Origin of the sequence: Streptomyces sp. NRRL S-244 (assembly GCF_000717915.1) — a bacterium.
Lineage (GTDB): Bacteria > Actinomycetota > Actinomycetes > Streptomycetales > Streptomycetaceae > Streptomyces.
Genome location: NZ_JOCX01000025.1, coordinates 47175 through 66189, shown reverse-complemented (window position 1 = coordinate 66189; position 19015 = coordinate 47175). Strand labels below are relative to the sequence as shown.

11 protein-coding genes are annotated in these 19015 nt (G+C 70.7%); 5 read left to right on the top strand and 6 right to left on the bottom strand.

The features are described 5' to 3' along the window. Positions 1-38: 38 nt before the first annotated feature. Positions 39-758 carry a poly-gamma-glutamate hydrolase family protein gene (locus IF02_RS32695; RefSeq protein WP_234318329.1) on the top strand — a complete coding sequence of 240 codons (720 nt, stop codon included), beginning with the start codon at positions 39-41 and terminating at the stop codon, positions 756-758. Between the two features lie 81 nt (positions 759-839). Here IF02_RS32695 and IF02_RS0125680 read toward each other — a convergent pair whose 3' ends face one another. After that, positions 840-1112, bottom strand: a complete 273-nt coding sequence (locus IF02_RS0125680; RefSeq protein ID WP_158708564.1) for a hypothetical protein — start codon at positions 1110-1112, stop codon at positions 840-842. After that, positions 1103-8359: a polymorphic toxin-type HINT domain-containing protein gene (locus IF02_RS35990; protein WP_051696534.1), complete on the bottom strand. Its 7257-nt coding sequence runs from the start codon at positions 8357-8359 to the stop codon at positions 1103-1105. The genes IF02_RS0125680 and IF02_RS35990 overlap by 10 nt, the downstream gene beginning before the upstream one ends. 475 nt (positions 8360-8834) lie before the next feature. Between IF02_RS35990 and IF02_RS0125670 the strand changes: the two genes are divergently transcribed. After that, positions 8835-13646, top strand: coding sequence for an FG-GAP-like repeat-containing protein (locus IF02_RS0125670; RefSeq protein WP_030160840.1), 4812 nt, complete (start codon positions 8835-8837; stop codon positions 13644-13646). A 301-nt stretch (positions 13647-13947) separates the two neighbouring features. Further along, positions 13948-14382, top strand: coding sequence for a VOC family protein (locus tag IF02_RS0125665; protein ID WP_030160837.1), 435 nt, complete (start codon positions 13948-13950; stop codon positions 14380-14382). 64 nt (positions 14383-14446) lie between these two features. Here the strand turns inward: IF02_RS0125665 and IF02_RS0125660 are convergent, their stop codons facing one another. From IF02_RS0125660 to IF02_RS0125645, 4 genes are all read right to left on the bottom strand, one after another. Then, entirely contained in the window at positions 14447-14626 is a 180-nt protein-coding gene (locus IF02_RS0125660) for a hypothetical protein (RefSeq protein ID WP_030160835.1), read from the bottom strand. 39 nt (positions 14627-14665) lie between these two features. Then, positions 14666-15481: a hypothetical protein gene (locus tag IF02_RS0125655; RefSeq protein WP_158708563.1), complete on the bottom strand. Its 816-nt coding sequence runs from the start codon at positions 15479-15481 to the stop codon at positions 14666-14668. Between the two features lie 502 nt (positions 15482-15983). Beyond that, positions 15984-16505, bottom strand: a complete 522-nt coding sequence (locus tag IF02_RS0125650; RefSeq protein WP_030160832.1) for a hypothetical protein — start codon at positions 16503-16505, stop codon at positions 15984-15986. A 179-nt stretch (positions 16506-16684) separates the two neighbouring features. Continuing rightward, a complete protein-coding gene (locus tag IF02_RS0125645; RefSeq protein ID WP_030160829.1) occupies positions 16685-17224 on the bottom strand; it encodes a hypothetical protein in 540 nt (179 codons plus the stop codon). A 326-nt stretch (positions 17225-17550) separates the two neighbouring features. On the opposite strand from IF02_RS0125645, the gene IF02_RS0125640 reads away from it, so the two are divergent. After that, positions 17551-17754: a cold-shock protein gene (locus IF02_RS0125640; RefSeq protein ID WP_030160827.1), complete on the top strand. Its 204-nt coding sequence runs from the start codon at positions 17551-17553 to the stop codon at positions 17752-17754. Positions 17755-18076: 322 nt separating this feature from the next. Continuing rightward, entirely contained in the window at positions 18077-18985 is a 909-nt protein-coding gene (locus IF02_RS0125635; RefSeq protein ID WP_199809279.1) for an alpha/beta hydrolase, read from the top strand. Positions 18986-19015 lie beyond the last annotated feature (30 nt).

Below are 19015 nucleotides of genomic sequence, written 5' to 3'. Positions count from 1 at the left end.
TGTACAACAGCGCCGCCTTCCAGGAGGGCGTGCACTGGATGCGCCGCTTCCGCTGCACCCCTCGGACCGAGCTCCTCGACAACGCCGGTCCCACGAGCGCCCCCGTCCGCAGCACGGCCGTGATCGCCCCGCACGGCGGTGGCATCGAGGCGGGCACCAGCGAGCTGTGCCTGGCCGTCGCCGGCTACCAGCCCGTCGGGGCCGGAGACTCCCTGCCCGCGCCCCTGAGCGGCGTACCGCAGCGCGACTACTGGATGTTCGAGGCGCTGGCCTCCTCCGGGGAGCTCCACGTCACCTCCACCCACTGCGACGACCCGGCCGCTCTGGCCGTCTGCGGCAACAACCTGTACGCGGTCTCCCTGCACGGCTTCGCTCCGAAGGCCGGCGAGCCGGCCAAGCAGATCCTCGTCGGCGGCCGCGACCAGCGGCTGATGCGGAACCTGGCGTGGGCCTTCGAGAAGTACGGGTTCACCCCCTCGGCCGCCACCCCCGCGCTGGCCGTGACCGTGACCGTGTCCGGGACGGACGCCTCCCTGGACGGCAACGACCCCGCGAACATCGTCAACCGCACCCGCACCGGGGCAGGCGCCCAGCTGGAGCTTTCGACCGCACTGCGCGAGGCGATGTTCGGCGCATTCGGCAGCGCCGCCGACCGCCGGCGGACCGCCGGTGTGGGAGACGGCGACCAGGCCCACTTCTGGAACGGCTTCGTGGGAGCCGTACGCGAAGCCGTCGACCGGCACGAACTCGGCCGCTGAGCACACGAGGAAGCGGACGCGGGAGAGCCCCGCCGGACGGGTGTCCGGCGGGGCTCTCCCGAAGGGTTCAGGCCGTACGGGCTACCAGGGCGGCAGCGGCAGGCCCGCCGCGCGCCTCGGCTCCAGGAAGTCCTCCCGGAAGATCTCCAGGGAGGCCCTCAGCAGCGGGATGCCGACCTCCGCACCGAGGTGCGTCAGCGTGGCCGACTCCTCGTCCATGCGGAACTCCAGCAGCAGCCCACCGCGTCCGGCGTCGGTCATCTCCACCACCTCCATGGCGTCGAATTCCTCGCTGCCGAGCACGGTGAGGGCGGCGTACTCGCGCGCCCCTACGGTGAAGTGCCTCATAGCCATCCCTCGAATTGCAGTCCGCCACCGCGCAGACTCCATCTCGCGCCGCGGCCGGTGGATTTCTCGATGATGTCGAGAACGTGCCCACCGTAGAAGGCCGAGGCCTGCTCGATGGTTCTGGTGGCCGTGGGACTGCCGAGGATCTCGTCCAGCAATACCTCACCGCCGTCGTTCAGTGCCCGCTTGTCGGTGAGGCGGTTGGCCCCGTTGAGGAACGGCAGGTACTTCTTGACGTGGTCGGCGGTGCGCTTGACCGGGTCGGTGTGCTTCTGCAGGGCCCGGCCGGCCTCGGTCATGTGGAAGTCGCGCTGGAACGGCTTGCCGTTCTTCGGCGGGATCTCCTTCAGCGCCGCGGCCCGCAGGTCGTCGTCCGAGGCGTTCTTGAGAGCGCCGCAGTTGTGGACCAGGACGGCGGCCGCGCCCGCGCGCACGTAGTACGTGTGCGTGTCGGTGACCGTCAGGTTGTGGACGCGCTGTGCCTGAGTCCACGCCGCCACCGAGGCGACCTGCACCCACGTCCCCGAGGACGTCTGGAGCCACTGGCCGGCCCTCAGCTCGCCGGCGTCGACCCAGCGCCGCTGCTCCGGCACCCAGAAGGGGTGTCCGTCGGTCGCGGTGATGACGTCGGTGGCTGTGCCCTTGTCGCCGTCGGTGTCGACGGTGATGCGGACCAGGTGCTTCTCGCCCTCGCCGACGATCTGCGCGGAGACGGGCTCGACGGTGGTCAGACCGGTCTCGGGGTCCGTCGTGAGGACCTCGTCACCGATCCGCACGTCCTCGATGGGCCTGGCGGAGCCGTCGGCCATCACGACCTCGGTCCCGGGGGTGAAGCTGTTGCGGACCTTGCAGCCGCCGCCTCCCCCGTCGCCGCCGCCGTCCTTCGACGCCTTCTTCGGCTCGGCCGACTTGGAGGACTTGCCGTGCCGGTCGGCCTTCTTCGCGCGCGCCGCGGCCTCCCTGGCCTGCCGGGCCGCGGTGGCCTTGGCCTCATCGGCCTTGCGCGCCGCCGCCGCGGCGCGTTCCGCCTGCGCGGCTCTTCGGGCCGCCGCCGCTTCCTCCTCCAGTTTTCTGGCCCGTTCGGCCGCTTCCTCGATCTGGCGTTTCCATTCGGCCAGGTCCTCGGCGTACTTGGCCATGGCCTGCTGGTAGCGCTCGACGCGCGCCAGGATGTCCCGGGCGAGCTTCAGCTTGCCCATCCAGCTGTTGAACGCGTCCCAGGCCCGGTCCAGGGCCTTGAGGATCCGCTTGGCCTTGCCGGCGAAGGGCAGGGCCGCCTCGAAGGCGAGGCCGGCGCAGGCACCCCAGTCACCGCCGAGGCAGGCCTTGATGTCGTTGTAGCCGGAGGCGTCCTTGAGGATGCCGATGGCCACGTCCAGCGCGACGTCGAGGGCGCTGCGGCCGTTCGCCCAGTTCGCCCAGGCCACTTCGGCGTCCGTGAAGTCCTTGATCGGCATCACTGGGGGCGCGATGGCCTGGCCGGAGGGGTCCGAGAACGTCACGGGCGAGTTGTTGGCGTAGGCGTACGGGTTCTGCTGCGCGGCCTCGTTGTAGTCGACGATCGGGTCGACGGACAGGAACCGCCCGGTGGCCGGGTCGTACTCCCGCGCCCCCAGGTGCACCAGCCCGGTGGACTCGTCCGTCTCGCCGCCGACGAAGGCCTTCTTGCCGGGCCACACCGCCGGGGCGGTGCCCCGCGCGTCCCCGAAGGGGGTGAACTTGCGGCGCGTGACGGCCTGGGTGGCCCCGTCGACGGCGGTGGTGGCCGTGCCGTTGTTGTCGGCGAGGAGGTACGAGGTGGTGACCGCACCGCCCTTGGCGGTCCTCACCATCGTCGGGCCGGCGGTGTGCGCGTAGTAGCGCGTGGCCTCCACCGCGCCGTTCGGCGCCATTCGGACCTCGGTGCCGGGCAGGTACAGCGTCGTACCGGCCGGGTCCCGCTTGATCAGGCGGTTGCCGTTGGCGTCGTAGAGGAACTCGGTCGTCTTCGCGCCCTCGGTCACCTTGGCGAGGTGGCCCTCGACGTCCCACTCCATCCGCTGGCTGTTGCCCTGGACGGTGCGGGTCTCGGTGTTGCCGGCGTCGTCGTAGGTGAACGAGTCGCTGCGGGTGCCGCCGGGGCCGGTGGTGTCGACCCGCTGGAGGCGGTTGGCGGCGGGCTTGCCCGGGGTGCCGTACCCGTAGGAGCGGATGACGTCCTTGGTCAGGTCGCCGCTGGTGGAGTGCTGGACCTCCTTGGTGCGGTTGCCCGCCGTGTCGAAGGAGTACGACGTCCAGTACGGGGCCGGGCCTCCGACCTTCGGCGCGGAGCCGGGGCCGGTGGCGTTCGGCTTGGCCGCGCAGTCGTCGGTCGCCGTCCACGCCTCGCTCATGCGGCGCATGTAGTCGTAGGCGAAGCACTGCGTGTCCGTGGTGCCCGTGGCGGCCGCGCCCTCCTGGTCCTTGACCTTGAGGATGTTGCCGACGGCGTCGTAGTCGTACGACGTGTCGTTGATGCGGCCGGGGGCCTTCTCCCGGTCGTTGACGGTGCGGGTCAGGCGCCGGGTCTGCTCGTCGTAGAAATTGGTGGTGAACAGCTGGGAGCCCGCGGATCCGGTCTCCGTGCGCAGCACGTCGCCCATCGGCGAGTAGTCGACCTTGCCCACGAACGTCTTGCCCGCCACACCCATGACGGTGGGCAGCTCGAAGTGGTTGTAGGTCATCGTCACGCGCTCGGCGGGGAGCCCGCCGATCGCCGGCTGCTGCGTCCACGCGGTCAGGCCCGTGTTGGGCCGGTAGCCGGTGGAGAAGGAGTACGTGCCGGCGAGCGCGCCCTCCGACTTGGGGATGGTCACCGTGGATCCGGTGGGCCGGTACCCCTGGTCGTAGCCGGTGATGGCGTGGGTGTACGCGTTGCCGCCCACGTAGCGGGTGGAGGAGACCGGGAGGCCGACGGCGCCCGGCAGGGTGTCGTAGACGATCTCGCTGAGCTTGGCGCCGGCCGGCGAGCCCTCGTGGGTCTCGGTGACACGGCCCAGGCCGTCGTAGGCGAACGCCACGGTCTTGTTCCGCTGGTCGGTCACCGACTCCAGACGGTCGCCCTTGCCGAAGACCTTGGACGTGGTGCCCTTCTCCGGGTCGGTGACCTTCGTCTGGCGGCCCCGGATGTCGTACTGGAAGGTCCAGGTGTCCCCGGCCGCGTTGACGACGCTCTCCAGCTGGCCGCGCTGGTCGTAGCCGTAGCGGGTCCTGTCGTACGCGCCGGTCGGCGAGTCCGAGCGGAAGGAGCGCAGCTCGGTCTTGCGGCCCTGGCCGTCGAGGAACGCCTGGGTGGGCGTCTCACCGGTCGGCGGGTCGACGGTGATGCTGTCGCCGCCGTACGAGGTGGTCGTCCGCGAGGTCTCCTCGCCGAACTTGCGGGAGATCTGCGCGGTGGGCCGGCCGCTGCCGTCGTACTCGGTGACGGTGGAGGATGCCACCTCGTTGTCCTTCGGGGCCCACTGCTCGCCGGAGGCGGTGCCGCCGGTGTAGTAGGCGCCGTTGGACTTCCAGACCTGGCCGAGGCTGTTGTAGAAGGTGTCGGCGATCACCCGGCCGCCGCCGAGGGCTTCCAGCTGGGTCTGGCGGATGCGCAGGCTGCTGTCGAAGATCTCGTAGCTGCTGCGGTAGGTGCCGTCGTCGACGAGGGACTTGGTGCTGATGACGACGGGCGCGTCCGGGCGGACGTCGTAGGCGAACTCGGCGTCCGGGGACTTGGTGACGGGGTCGCGGTCCGGGGACCACGCCTTGGCGAGACGGCCGAGTGCGTCGTACTGCATGACGCTGCGCCGGCCGTTGGTGTCCTGCTTGGCCAGGATCGAACCGCGGCCGAGGTCGGTCTCGGTGGTGTCGGTGTGGCCGAGCGGGTTGGTGGTGACGACCTTGGTGACGATCTGTCCGGCGGCCGGGGTGTAGTCGATCTTGGTGACCTTGCCGAACACGTCGGTCGTCGTCTTCGGGCGCCCGTAGGCGTCGAAGGTGAGCGAGCCGTCCAGCGTGTACTGGGGCTTGCCGTTCGCGTACCCGGACAGGGACTCCGAGCGGACCACGTTGCCGACGGCGTCGTAGGACAGGCGGGCGTCGGAGATCACGTCGTCGGGACGCTTCACGTCCTTGGCGTCACAGGCCTTGCCGACCGTCTCGATCCGCTTCTCGCGGCCGATGATCCACAGGGTTTCGTCGGACTCGTACTCGTAGCGGGTGCAGCTGTCGTCCTTCGGATCGGCGAGGTCGCCGAGGTCCGAGACGGTCAGCGGTTTGCCCTGCTCGTCGAGTTCGGTCTCCTGCGCGTTGCGCCGCCATCCCCGGTTGTCGGAGAGCAGCGTGCGGGAGGCGACGTTGGTGGTGCCCCGGACGAAGGCCTGGAGCGGCTCGATGCCCTCGCGCAGCCGGGTGGCCGTCGGGCCGTGCAGCCACGGGGTGTACGTGGTCGCGGCCTCCAGGGCGCCGCCCTCGCCGTTGTAGGCCAGGACCTCGCGGGTCTGGCCGGCGAAGAGGCGGTGGTCGGCGAGCTCCTTGCCCTCGGAGTCCTTGACCTTCACCGAACGCTTGCCGCCCGAGGGGGCGGCCCGGTCGCCGTCGAGGCCGCGGAAGTACAGGGTCTCGGTCAGGGACCTCTTGTCCGGCGCCGCTCCGATCAGCGTCCGTACGCGCTCGTAGCCGCGCCACTGCGACCACGTGCGCGTGTTCGGGCGCATCGTCTCGGTCTCGTCGTCGTACGCCCACGCCGGCGTGCCGAGGTACTGGTATTCGGTGACGCGCGTCGGGGAGTTGCCGTTGCGGTCCTCCTCCTGCACCTGGTCGACGAGGTGCTTGTGGAACCAGTCGGTGACGTAGAGCTTCTTCTCGCGCTTGGGGTCGTTCGGGTCCGGTATCTCGCTGATGACCGGGTAGCACCGCAGGGTGTTCGACTCGTGGGAGGACGGGATCACGCGCGGGTTCGCGGCCCGGCACTCCGGCTCGCGGTAGTGCACGTTGACCGTGGAGCCGGTCTCGGTGTCGATGGCCTCGATGCGGTAGCGCAGGTACGGCGGCTTTCCGTCGTCCAGGCCGTCGACGCGGTTGGGCAGCTGCTTGCCGCGGAAGGTGACCGGCGGGAGGCTGGTCTCCTTGCCGTCCTTCCCGTTCCTGCCGGTGTGCCGGACGGCGGAGAGCCACAGCGGGTAGTCGGTGCCGTCACCGGTCTGCGGGAAGTCCTGGGTGAGCTTCCAGGTGTCGACGGGCTGGTGGGTGGTGCCGTTCCAGACCTCGGTGGTGATCTCGGTCAGCCGCTTGCGGGTGAAGAAGGTCGGCGTGAAGCGTGCCTTGCACTCCTCCTTGGCCGCGCACAGCTGGTCGCCGGGGGTGTCGGGCCACATCTTGGCGATGTTCCAGTCCACCTCGGGCTTGAGCTTGTCCTCGGCGCAGTCGAAGTCCTTCGTCTTCAGGCAGCGCTCGGCGACGGTGAACCGCACCTGGGCCGGGGCGTTGGCGAAGAGGTTGTCGCTGCGCAGGCCGTAGGAGATGTGGTCGAGCCAGCCGCCGCGGTCGTAGGCGCGGTTGGTGGAACCGCCCGCGATCTTGTAGTTCGACCCGTAGTGGTTGACCTCCTTGTCGTACCAGTAGGTCATCGCGTTGCCGCGCGGGTCCACCACGTAGTCGAGGTTCCAGCGGTAGGCCTCGTCGCAGACCGAGTTCGCGAAGTCGCCGGCCTTGAAGCAGTCCTCGCCCGGGTGGTTGCCGTAGACCGGAACCAGCAGCGCCGAGTTGGTGACGGGCTTGCCCGTGCTCCAGCCCGGCACCTTGTTCAGGCCGAAGTGGAACTGGACGCCCTGCGGGGTGGTGACCCGCCAGTGCTCGCCCTTCTTGTCACCGTTGTCGGCGCCGGAGAGCAGCTCCACGCGGGAGCCGTCGTCGTCGGAGGGGCGCCAGAGGCCGGTCTTGTCGTCCCGGACGAGCTGTGTGGAGCCGCCGTTGAGGGACATCGTGACCGTGGAGACGGAGTGGCAGAGGTCGCCGGTGTCGTCCTTGGGGTTGTTGAACCCGGACCCCTCCTTCTTGTCCTGGCTGCAGGGGATGAAGGAGCGCTCGATGAAGTTCGACCCCAGGTCCCAGCCGTCGCCGACCCAGGAGGTCTGCTGGGAGGACGCCGAGGTGCGGCCGTCGATCTGGGCGCTGGAGTACCCGAGGGCCAGGGACGGGCTCGGGCCGCCGAGCGAGGCCGGCACTTCGAGCGGGTAGGACCAGGAGAAGTCGCCGGCCGAGCCGCCCGCCTGCCAGGAGCCGGACGGGTTCAGCGAGGTGGCCTTGAAGGTGCCGTTGGCGCCGTCGGCGCTCGGCGCTGCGGCCAGCACCGTGGGGGCGGCCGCGGCGGCCGAGGCCAGCATCATGGGGGTGCCGGAGCGCGCACCGCCGGTGCCTTGGGTGGCGAAGGAGCCGGCCGCGGCGGCGGAGCCGGGCTGTGCCGCCGTCGCCACGGTGGCCGTGAGCGTGCCGGTGCTCGCGTCGTTCTTCGCGGTGACCGGGGTGGCCATACGGCACTCGGGGCGCTCGGGCGTCGTGAGTACGCAGGCCGGCAGCGCGGTGAAGCGGAGCCGGGAACCCCAGCTGCCGCCGTACGCGTTCTTGAAGGCGTTGTAGTCGAGCTCGACCGAGACCGGTGCGTCGCCGGCGCGGGTGTCGGTCCGCTTGACGGTCATCAGGAGCCCGCTCGGGACGCCCGCCTTGTCGGCGGCGCTGCGGTCGAGCAGGTCGACCTTCACCTTGACCGGGGTGTCGGCGGCCGGGGCTACCGCGGGCGGGGCGTCGGCGGCCGGGGCGTCGGCGGCCGGGGCGGAGAGCGCCTGCGGGGCGCCGGCGCTACGAGGCTGCGGCGCGGCGGGGGTTGCGGGCGCGCCGGCAGCCGCCGGGGCCGCGGCGGCGATCCGTACCGGCAGGGTCCCGGCCTTGGCCGGGCCCGGCGGCGGGGCTGCGGGGCCGCCCGCCGCGGGAGCCGAGAGCATCCGCGAGCGGCCGTCGGCGGGCGCGGAGCCCCGGGCGGGGACTGGGACGGGGACTGGGGCGGGGACCTGGACCTCGGCCGAACCGGCTGCGGGCCAGGCCACCTTGGGCGGTGCGGTCCACTTGTTGCGCTGGGACTCGGCGGGTGTGGGGGCGGGCTTGCCGGTGACCGGCTTGCCGCCGACCTTGGTCAGCTTCTGCAGGGCCGGCGGGGAGGAGGAGGCTGCGGACGCCGGTGGCGAGGCGAGCCCGGTCACGCAGAGGGCAACGGACAGGGCCGGTATCGCCCAGCCGAGTGCGCGTCTGCGCTTTCCGTCCCTAGCGTACCAATTTCGATTTCGCAAATTGGGTTCCGTCAAAGCTCACGCGTGCACGAATGTACACACTATTCGGACGTAGGCCCAAGACCGTAACAGTGAGGGCTGCACCACATTTCCGACCGCCTCCAGAGCAGTAATTCCGTACCGCAAAGTACGCATCAAGTCGAGGCAAAGTCGGACAGAAGGAGAATGGAATAGGAATTTCCACTTCCGGTTTTCCCGGAGGTGCCGCAGGTCATGAGAAGCTCGCCCGGACTGATCAAGCCATCCGTGCGCAGGAACCCTCCGTACGTGCCCGGATCGACTACGAGGAACCTCCGTGAGACCACCCCTGGCGCGGCAACGCGCCACCGGCCAGCCTCGCTTGCGGGCGTCGGCACTGGTCACGACACTGGCCCTGACCGCGGGCCTGATGGGTACCGCACCCCTCGCCGCGGCGGCGGACTCCGGCCCCGCCGCCGGGCGGTCGGCGCCCGCCGCCGAAGCCGAGAAGGCGGCCGCCGAGGCCGAGCGGACCGGAAAGCCGGTCGAAATCGTGGGCCTGCGCACCGAGACGGACGAGGTGTGGGCCAATCCGAACGGAACACAAACGGCGGAGCACGCCCTGGTTCCCGTACGGGTACGCCGAGGCGGAAAGCTCATTCCCGTCGACACCACGCTGCAGAAAGGCCCCGACGGCCGCCTCGCCCCGAAGGCCGCCTCCATCGGGCTGACGTTTTCGGGGGGCGGCGACTCCCCCCTCGCGGTGATGTCGGAGAACGGCCGCGACGTGGCCCTGAGCTGGCCGGCGCCGCTGCCCGAACCCCGGCTCGACGGCAGCAGCGCGCTCTACCCCGAGGTGCTGCCCGGGGTGGACCTGCGGGTGAGCGCGACCGTGGACAGCTTCTCCCACGCGCTCGTCGTCAAGTCCCGTGAGGCCGCCGCCAACCCGGCCCTGGCCTCCCTCTCCTTCGGCCTGAAGGCCGAGGGGCTCACCGTACGGGCCGAAGCCGACGGGCAGCTGCGCGCCGTGGACCCGGCCGGGCAGACCGTCTTCGGCTCGGCGAAGCCCCAGATGTGGGACGCGGGCGGACAGAAGGCCGAGGCCGCTGCCGGCACGCCGGCCGCACCGGCGACCGCTGCCAAGTCCCTCCTGCGTTCCGCGGCCGCCGAGGCTCCCCCGGCGCCGGTCGAGGGCGTCACCACCGGTGCCAGGCAGGCCGACCTCGGAGTCCGGCTGAACGGCTCCACGCTCACCCTGACCCCGGACCAGAGCCTGCTCAAGGCGCCGGAGACCACGTACCCGGTCGTGATCGACCCGACCTGGGACGCCTGGAAGACGGCGTGGACGATCGCGTACAAGCACAACGCGTTCCCGTCCTCGCCGAGCACGAACTACTGGAACGGCGGCACCCTCAGCAAGGACGCCCGCGTCGGCTGCGCCAAGGACGCCGCCAACGGCGACGCCGTGATCTGCGCCAAGACCTTCTTCCAGGTCGGGATGAAGGACTACTGGGACAAGCAGATCATCGAGTCGACCCTGCGCATCAAGCAGAAGTCGGCCGGCTCCTGGAGCTGCAAGTCCGGTGACATCCAGGCCTGGGAGACGGGCCCCATCTCCAAGTCGACCACCTGGAACAACCAGCCCGACTGGAGGCGCCTCGTCGACTCCAGCGGCCAGTCCTACGGCGGGCGCAACTGCCCCGGCGACGGCGACCTGATCGAGTTCAACGTGAAGTCGGCCGTCGCGGCGGCCGCGCAGAAGCACTGGAGCACCTGGACCATCGGCCTGAAGGCCGCCAAGGACACCGTCGACGTCTCCTGGCGCAAGCTGGACCCGAACAGCGCCCGCGTCTCCACGACGTTCAACACCACCCCGGACAAGATCACGGACCGCTCCACCGACCCCTCCGTGCCCTGCACGGGCGGTGTCATCGGGACCACCGACGAGATCGTCCTACGCGCCCGGGTGAAGGACAAGGACAAGGGGGACAACTCCCTGGGCGCCGAGTTCCACTGGTGGAAGGACGGCTCCTCCAGCCAGACCAAGTCCGTCATCAAGGCCACCAACGGCAACGTCGCACAGCTGCGCATCCCGGCCAAGGACCTGAACGGCACGTACCGGTGGGACGTACGGACGCTGGACAACGTCGGCCCGCCCGGCCCCTGGGCCGGCCAGTGCCTCTTCACCATCGACCGGACCCGCCCGGACCGGACGCCGCTGGTGACGTCGAAGCAGTTCCCGGAGAACGAGGACGACCCCGCGAAGACCGGATTCGCACGCTCCGAGGGGACCTTCACGCTGAGTGCCAACGGGGTCAAGGACGTCACGGGATTCGAGTGGTGGACCGACTCCAACCCGAAGGTGAACAAGATCGCGCCGACCACCGTCGGCGGCTCGGTGGACGTCAAGTACACGCCGACCACGGCCGGTCCGCAGCGCCTGTTCGTGCGCAGCCTCGACGCCTCGGGCAACCGGTCGAACCTCAAGGAGTACCTGTTCTACGCCAAGCGCCTGGCCACCCGTGACAAGCACGGCGACCTCAACGGCGACGGCACGGTGGACATCTGGAGCGTCGACCCGGGCTCCGGCCTGCTGTGGATGCACCCGGGCAAGGGCGACGGCACCTTCGACCTCTCCCGCCAGCTCGACGACCAGGGCTCCTTCGCCGACGCCGCCTCGCTGACGCACCGCGGCAGCTGGAACGAGGACTACTACGAGGACCTCGTCGCCCTGCAGCCCAGCCCCGACAACTCCCGCAAGAACCTCTACGTCTACCCCAACAAGGGCGACGGCGACCTGGAGAGCGCGGACGCGAACCGCATCGAGCTCCAGGTGGGCAATCCCGACGTGGACGACCACTGGTCCGACGCGGACCAGGCCGTCGCGATCGGGAGCGTGGACGACGACAACGGCGACGGCAAGGTCGACGACGCCGACCAGCCCGACCTGCTGGTGAAGACCGGGGACCAGCTGTGGCTGTACCGCGGCTCGGCCGTCGGCTTCCTCGACGCCTTCGGTGAGCCGGTCCTGCTCGGCAACGCCGACTGGAAGAACATGACGCTCATGGCACCGGGCGACCTCAACGGCGACCGGCTGCCCGAGGTCTGGGCCCGCGACACGGTCACCGGCAAGATCCACCAGTACACGAGCCGCGTCACCACCGAGCCGGGCGCGGTCACCGTGGCCGACCTGTCGGTCTTCGCCGACCCGGCGGTCCGTACGACCTCCATCGGCTCAGGCTTCACCGGCGCGGCCTACGCCCACCTGTCCAGCAACGGGGACTTCGAGGCCAACGGCCTCGCCGACCTGTGGTCGCGCGACGGCAACGGCCGCATCACCGAGTTCCCGGGGCAGGCCCCGGCCGGGGGCTCGGCCTTCGGCGCCGGCAGGCAGCTCGTACTCGGCGGCACCTCCTGGTCGGAGTGCCAGGCCTTCACCTCCGCCGCCACCGGCACGCACACCCTGTGCGGTCCGATCCTGGCCAAGTACCTGGCCAAGGGCGGCACCTCCATCGGCTACCCGACCACCGACGTGCTCGTCCCGTCCGACGGGGTGGGCCGCTACGTCAACCTCCGCGGACCGGGCCAGACCAGTGACAACGGCTCCATCTACTGGCATCCGAGCAGCGGCGCGTGGGTCGTGTGGGGCGGCATCCGCGCCAAGTGGCTCGCGATGGGCGCCGAGAAGGGCATCCTCGGCTACCCGACCTCCGACGAGACGCCCACGTTCGACGGCACCGGACGGTTCTCCACCTTCTACTCGGCCGCGGGCGGCAAGGGTGGCATCTACTGGTCCACCGAGACCGGCGCGTGGTCCGTCCACGGCTCGATCTACGCCACGTACGTCTCCCTCGGCGGTCCGGCCAGCCGGATCGGCTACCCGGTCACCGACGAGACCAACGTCGGGGACGGCTCCGTCGCCCGCTTCAACCACTTCCGGCCCCGCTCGGACGCCGAGGCCACCGCATCCATCTACTGGAGCAAGGGCAACGGCGCCTCGGCGATCCGCGGTTCCATCCGCAGGCGGTGGATCGCGATGGGCGCCGAGAAGAGCACCCTCGGCTACCCGACCTCCTACGAGTACGAGGTGGCGGGCGGCGTCCGCGAGGACTTCGAGAAGGGCTACATCCGCGCCAACACCGTGACCGGCGCGACGTTCGAGCACCAGCCGGCCGACCGGACCGCGCACCTGCGCACCGACCTGTCCGGCGACTTCAACGGCGACGGCCGCAGCGACCTCGCCACCGCCTACGACTACGGCGACAACACCACCGCGCTGTGGGTCTTCGACGCGCTGCCGGGCGGCGGGTACGCGGAGCCCACGGTCCGCTGGACCAGCACCAAGGGCGGCTTCTCCCACCAGCGCGCCAAGTGGACGGCCGGCGACGTCAACGGCGACGGGCGCGCCGACATCGTCGCGCTGTACGGCTACGCCGACGGCTCCAACTCCCTGTGGAGCTTCCTGTCCAACACCACGGGCACCTTCACCCCGGTCAAGGGGGTGACGACCACCGCGGGCACCGGCGCCGGCTCCTTCGACTGGGCCAGGACCAAGCCGTTCGCCGGCGACTTCAACGGCGACGGCAAGGCGGACGTCGCCATGGTCTACGACTACGGCAACGGCGAAGCGGGGGCCCACACCTGGACCTCGAAGGGTGACGGGTTCTTCAACCCGGCCGCCGCCAGCTGGCGTACCCCCGCGGGCAACTGGTGGACCGACCACGCCACGTGGCGGGTCGGCGACTTCAACGGCGACAAGCGGGACGACATCGTCGCCCTGTACGGCTACACGGCCGGCGGTGTCGCGGTCTTCACCTTCCTCGCCCAGCCGAACGGCGGCGTCGCCGCCCCCGTGAAGTCGTGGAACCAGCCCGCCGGCGGCGCGTGGGAGTACGCGAAGATCAAGTTCACGGCCGGCGACTACAACGGCGACGGCCGCGCCGACGCCGCCCTGATGTACGACCACGGGGACGGCCACGCCTCGCTGTCGACGCTGCTCGCCAAGCCCGACGGCACGGTCGGGGACGCGGTCCGCAGCTGGGACACCCCGGAGGGGAACTGGTACGGCACGAACGCCGGCATGCCGCTCTCGGGCGACTCCGACGGGGACGGCCGGGCCGACATCTCCTCGCTGTACAACTACGCGAGCGGCGCCTCGGGAACCTTCACCTTCAAGAGCCGCCCCGACGGCGGTTTCGAGAACGGCTTCCTGAGCTGGCAGACCCTGCCCGGCACCTGGTGACCGCAGCCACACCGCGCTGACCCGGGCAACCCGGCACCCAGCCTGCCGACCCGGGCCCCGTACCGCCATCACCATGGCGGTACGGGGCCCTTCTCCTGCCCCGAGGCCGCCTCGAACCGCGGGTTGTCCCGATCGCGGTCCGGCTCCCGTACCGGCCCCGCGGGGTGGCGGGCCTGTCCGGCGGAGACCCTTGCCCGGTCCTGCGCCGGCCAAGGCCGGGGCTCCCCAGGACCTCTCCCCCATCAACATGCGTGTGGCTACCGGGAGATGAGCATCAGGGTCCGCCTGCTATGGTGCGCCGATGTCATTGATCAAGCAGATTCAGGTCACCTTCGACTGCGCAGAACCCGAGCGCGTCGCTCGCTTCTGGTGTGAGGTGTTGGGGTACGTCGTTCCGCCGGCACCGGAGGGTTTCGCCACTTGGGCCGACTACGATCGCTCGCTGCCGCCTGAACGTCAGGGTGCAGGGTTCGTCTGTATGGATCCCACAGGTGCGGGCCCGCGCATGTACTTCCAGCGCGTTCCCGAGGGCAAGGTCGTCAAGAATCGGGTGCATCTCGACGTGCGGGCCGGCACCGGGCTCGTGGGCGAAGAGCGCGTGGCCAGGCTCGAGGCGGAAGGCGCACGACTGGTCGCGCTCGGGGCGACACGCCTGCAACTGCTGCGTGCCGATGAATACAACGAGTCGTGCCTCCTGATGCAGGACATCGAGGGCAACGAGTTCTGTCTCGACTGAGCACCCTCCGAGACGGCGACCTGCCGGGCGGCGGTCGATGATGCCGAGCTGCCCCCAGCCACGGTCAGCAGGCCGGAACTGACCAGTCCGTATTGGTCGGGGGGTTCTGGCCGGGGGTGTCGCCGTACATGAAGGTGTTCGCCACGGCGTAGCCGATCCCCGCGGCGGCGGCCGCGATCGCGGTCACCGCCGCGGCGCTCAGGGCCAGTCGGTGAGGCTTCTTGGCAGGCGAGGCGGGCGCCATCGGCGCCCCCTTCGCTGTGGGCCGAGCGATGCCGGGGATTCAGCAGGCCGGAAGCGATTCCCGGCCGGTGTCGACGTAGACGGCGGGGATGTATTCGCCGGTGGACATGCGGTACCACCAACCGTTGCGCTCGGCGGGGCCGTGGTAGTCGCCCAGCGGGACGGCGCGCCCGGCGACCTGGCACAGCACGACGATGTCCTGGCCGATGTCGTAGTCGTGCCCCGTAGCCGATCCCCGGCCCCGGTCGGTGTCGGTGTAGTCGGCGTAGACCTGTACGACCGTGGAACCGCCGTTGTCGGACCAGGCGATGCGCGAGACGTACCGGCCGTGCTTCGAGTCGGCCATCGGGTCCGCGACGGGCGTCTTCTGGCCTGGGAGCGACGCCTTCGGAGTCTGGGGGGCGGGTGTGGTGTTGCCGCCGCCGCCCGCGGCCCCGGCCGTGGCGCGGCCCGGGCTGCCGCCGGGGCCGGGATTCGCGGCCGCGCCGGTGGCGGGGGGCTCGGGTGCGGAGGCCGTGGCCGGCGAGCTCGGCGTGATCGGCGTGATCGGTGCCGAGGTGCCGGCGTGCGGGGCCGCCCCGGCGGAGTTCCCCGCGCCCTTCGAGTCGCCGAAGCGCTGCAGGACCAGGACCCCGCATCCGATGGCTGCCACGACGGCAACCGCAGCGACCAGGGCGAGGAAGCGCGTGCGGCGGCTCGCCTCCGCCTCGCCCAGTTCGCCTCCTCCGTCAGCCGGTGCGTCCGTGGCCGGCCCGCCCACCACGTCCTCAGCCGTCTCAGCCGTCTCTCCCGCCTCTTCCGCCTCTTCCGCGGCCGCGGCGGACACGGTGACGGGCACGGGAACGGGGACCGGCACGGACGCAGGCAGCGCATCGAGCCCCCCTTGCCGACGCCTGCGGCCCGCCTCCCCGACACGCCGCCGAGCCGCGGCCATCTGCCGCACTTTGCCAGCCGCTGGTGTCGCCGGGGCGGTGGCCCCATCCGCCGTCCGGGTTCTGCGCCGTGTCCAGATGACGCAGGACTCGTGCCGAGACCTCCCGGACGGCCGGTGCGATCGGCTCCGTGCGGACAAGGCGTACGCCTCCCGCACGAACCGTGCCTGCCTGCGCCGCCGCGGAACCCGCTGCACCATCCCCGACAAGGCCGACCAAGCGCGCAACCGCCAGAAGCTCGGCTCCCGCGGCGGCCGGCCACCGTACTTCGACCCGGTCGGCCCCGCGAGCGTCATGCAGTCGAGTGCGGGATCAACCGCCTCAAGGGACACCGCGCTGTCGCCACGCGATACGACAAGCCGGCCGGCCGCTACGAGGCGACCGTCCTCGTCGCGGCCATCCACGAGTGGCTGTGAACCTCGGCCATCACTCGGCGGGATCCACGTTCCACGTCTCCGGCAGATCGCTGCCGCAGAAGACGCAGACGAAGTCGTCCTCTCGCACGATGTTGTGCTCCTGGCAGCCAGGACACCGCCGGAACACCACCTCGTGGGTGAAGCCGGAGGGCCGTTCGAGCCCTACGTCGTCCAGAGCACGAGCGACTTCCGACCAGGAGCCGACGTCGGGGCAATACCCGGTGGACTGGTTGCTGACCTCGTTCACGGCCCAGCGGTCCGCCTCGCGCACGAAACCGATCTCGCCGGCACTCAGCACCATGGCTCCGCCGGCACAAGCCACATGCTCGCTCCGCCGCGGCGCCAGCCGAAGCACACCGTCCGTGCCGACCACGAAGGTGAACGGCTCGGCCAGCTCCGCCGCCGATCGCCCAGCGATCCAGTCGCTGAACTCATCTGCCGAGCCGATCCGGCACCCGCCGCTGCCAGGCCGGACCGCAGCCTTCAGCTCGACCGGTCCGACATATCGGTAACTCCGCCCCCGCGCACTCACATCAGCCAACCTAGAGCACTCCCGACACACGCCCTAAGCACTGCTGGTGGCCGACCCATCTGGCCAGCGGCGCACGGGGGCACTCACTCGTCCCCGTCGCTCCCTCGAAGCCTTGAAACAGCGGGGACCCGGCCCGCGATCCGCACTGACGGTCCGGCCGTTGCCTATCAGGGTGTGCTTCAGGGCCGGCCAGGGGCGTCGAGGGCATGGTCCTTGAGGAAGGCGCCCGCATGGGCCGCCGCCTCTTCCGCGGTCGCGTAACACGCCCCGGCGCCGGCCGTGCTGGATGCCCCATCGGCGCCCTTGCCCGTCCAGCCCCAGTCACCGGAAGGTGCCTGCACCAGCTCAGCAGTCCCCCCGAAGAGTGCAAGCGTGCTCGCGCCTGCCGCCACCGGCGCCGGCCGGCTGACGGCGTCGGGCCATTTCTTACGCGCACCCTGTCGGGTGATGCCCCACACCGCCCCCAGCCGTTCATAACTCGCGCCGTAGGAGCCGGCGGTTGCCGCCGCCTGCGCAGTCAACCGCCTGACCTCGGCATCCACCACCTTCCACGCGGCAAGGACGGACAGAGCCACGTCAACGGGCTCCGCGTCCCACATGCGGTCCGCAGGAAGTCCGGTCTCGCGGGAGCGAACGGCTGCGGCCAGCGGATTCAAGGCGTCGTACAGGGCCTTGTCCAGCGCTACCTGTTCTTCTGGGGTGATCTCAGGGACCGTCATGCGACAACCATAGTTCACGAACCTCCAGAAGGTAACTTCAGTTACCACCCGAGTGCAGTCGCCCGCGACGCGATGCGTCCGGTCCACCGCAGCCCGGTCACAGAGCCCAACCCCAGAACGCGTGGACCCCTCGTTCACTGCGGTCTGTAGCCAATTGACTGCGAATCGGCTAACTTCCCTCCTAGTAGTCGTGGCTCCGAAGTCTCAGCGCCCGCGGTTCGCATCGCGGGCGTCGTGCTGTACAGCAGTGTCCGAGGACCAGGGCGATCACCTCACCCAGGGGTACTGACAAGCCAGTACCCCACGATCCTCGACAGGGGAAACACATGGCCACGGGTACCGTGAAGTGGTTCAACGCGGAAAAGGGCTTCGGCTTCATCGCGCAGGACGGCGGCGGTCCGGACGTCTTCGTCCACTACTCGGCGATCAACTCCACGGGCTTCCGCGAGCTCCAGGAGAACCAGCAGGTCAACTTTGACGTCACCCAGGGCCCGAAGGGCCCGCAGGCGGAGAACGTCACCACCGTCTGACCGAACACCTCGGCGCCCCGCACCCAAGCTCAAACGGTGCGGGGCGCCTTGCCGTATCCGCGACCCGGAGGGCACCTGCGTGCCATCTGAGCTGCCGCTCGGTCGTACGGGTCCCCAGGCATGGCAGCGCGGTCGCATTGCCCGTGGCCAGGCCGCGCGGCCCGACCACAGCCGACTCTCGGCGGCGCGGTCGGTGCGTACGAGGGGGTTTTGCGGTTCCGAGTTCTAGAGTGATCGGCGTGCGCCCCGGACTCCGGTGCGAGCGCCGTTCACGGATGGGCTCCGGAGGCTGCTGCAGAAGGTGAGAGGAGTGGGCGACGCCGTGCCACTGGATCCGATTCTGCAGAAACTGCTCGACGGCATGCCGGCGACCGACTTCGACACGGTCTCGCCGGAGGAACTGCGTCGCGCCAACATCGCGAACGCCATCGCGCAGCCACGCGTCGTCGAACTGCCGCGCATCGAGGACCACCGCGTCGAGGGGGTGGGCGTGCGCATCTACTGGCCCCGGGCCGGCGCCGCCCCTCTGCCGATGGTCGTGTACTGCCACGGCGGCGGGTTCTTCATGGGCAACCTCGACACCCACGACAACGTCGCCCGCAGCATCGCCCACCGAGCAGGCGCGGTCGTGGTCTCCGTCGACTACCGGCTCGCTCCCGAGGACCCGTACCCGGCGGCGGTGGAGGACGCGTTCACCGCGCTGCACTGGACCGCCGCCCACGCCGGCGAACTCGGCGGGGACCCGGACCGCATCGCCGTCGCCGGCGACTCGGCCGGCGGGAACCTGGCCGCCATGGTCGCCCTGCGCGCCCGCGACACCGGTGGGCCCCCGCTGCGCTTCCAGCTGATGTGGTACCCGTGCACGCACATCGACCCCGCCCTCCCCTCGGAGACGGAGAACGCCAACGCGCCCGTCCTGCCCCACCGCGCCGTCGTACTGAGTGCCGGCTGGTACCTGGGCAACCGCGACCCCAAGACCTCCGGCGCCGCACCCGCCTACGCGGAAAGCCATGCCGGCCTGCCGCCCGCGTACATCGCCACCGTCCAGGGCGACGCCATCCGCGACGAAGGCATCCGCTACGCCCAGCTGCTCCGCGCAGCCGGCGTCCCGGTCGAACACCACAACCACGAGGACCTGGTCCACGCCTTCTGCACCCTCGCCCCCTACGTGCCCGCCGCGGCGAGAGCGCTGGACGACTCCCTCGCCGCGCTCAAGACCGGCCTCGCCTGACTGCCTGGCAGCACTCGGCATGGCGCTCCT

Bases quoted from the DNA above. Each gene is read 5' to 3' on its own strand.
- IF02_RS32695 (WP_234318329.1), top strand. From the start codon at position 39: ATGCGCCGCTTCCGCTGCACCCCTCGGACCGAGCTCCTCGACAACGCC.
- IF02_RS0125680 (WP_158708564.1), bottom strand. From the start codon at position 1,112: ATGGCTATGAGGCACTTCACCGTAGGGGCGCGCGAGTACGCCGCCCTC.
- IF02_RS0125670 (WP_030160840.1), top strand. From the start codon at position 8,835: ATGGGTACCGCACCCCTCGCCGCGGCGGCGGACTCCGGCCCCGCCGCC.
- IF02_RS0125665 (WP_030160837.1), top strand. From the start codon at position 13,948: ATGTCATTGATCAAGCAGATTCAGGTCACCTTCGACTGCGCAGAACCC.
- IF02_RS0125660 (WP_030160835.1), bottom strand. From the start codon at position 14,626: ATGGCGCCCGCCTCGCCTGCCAAGAAGCCTCACCGACTGGCCCTGAGC.
- IF02_RS0125645 (WP_030160829.1), bottom strand. From the start codon at position 17,224: ATGACGGTCCCTGAGATCACCCCAGAAGAACAGGTAGCGCTGGACAAG.
- IF02_RS0125640 (WP_030160827.1), top strand. From the start codon at position 17,551: ATGGCCACGGGTACCGTGAAGTGGTTCAACGCGGAAAAGGGCTTCGGC.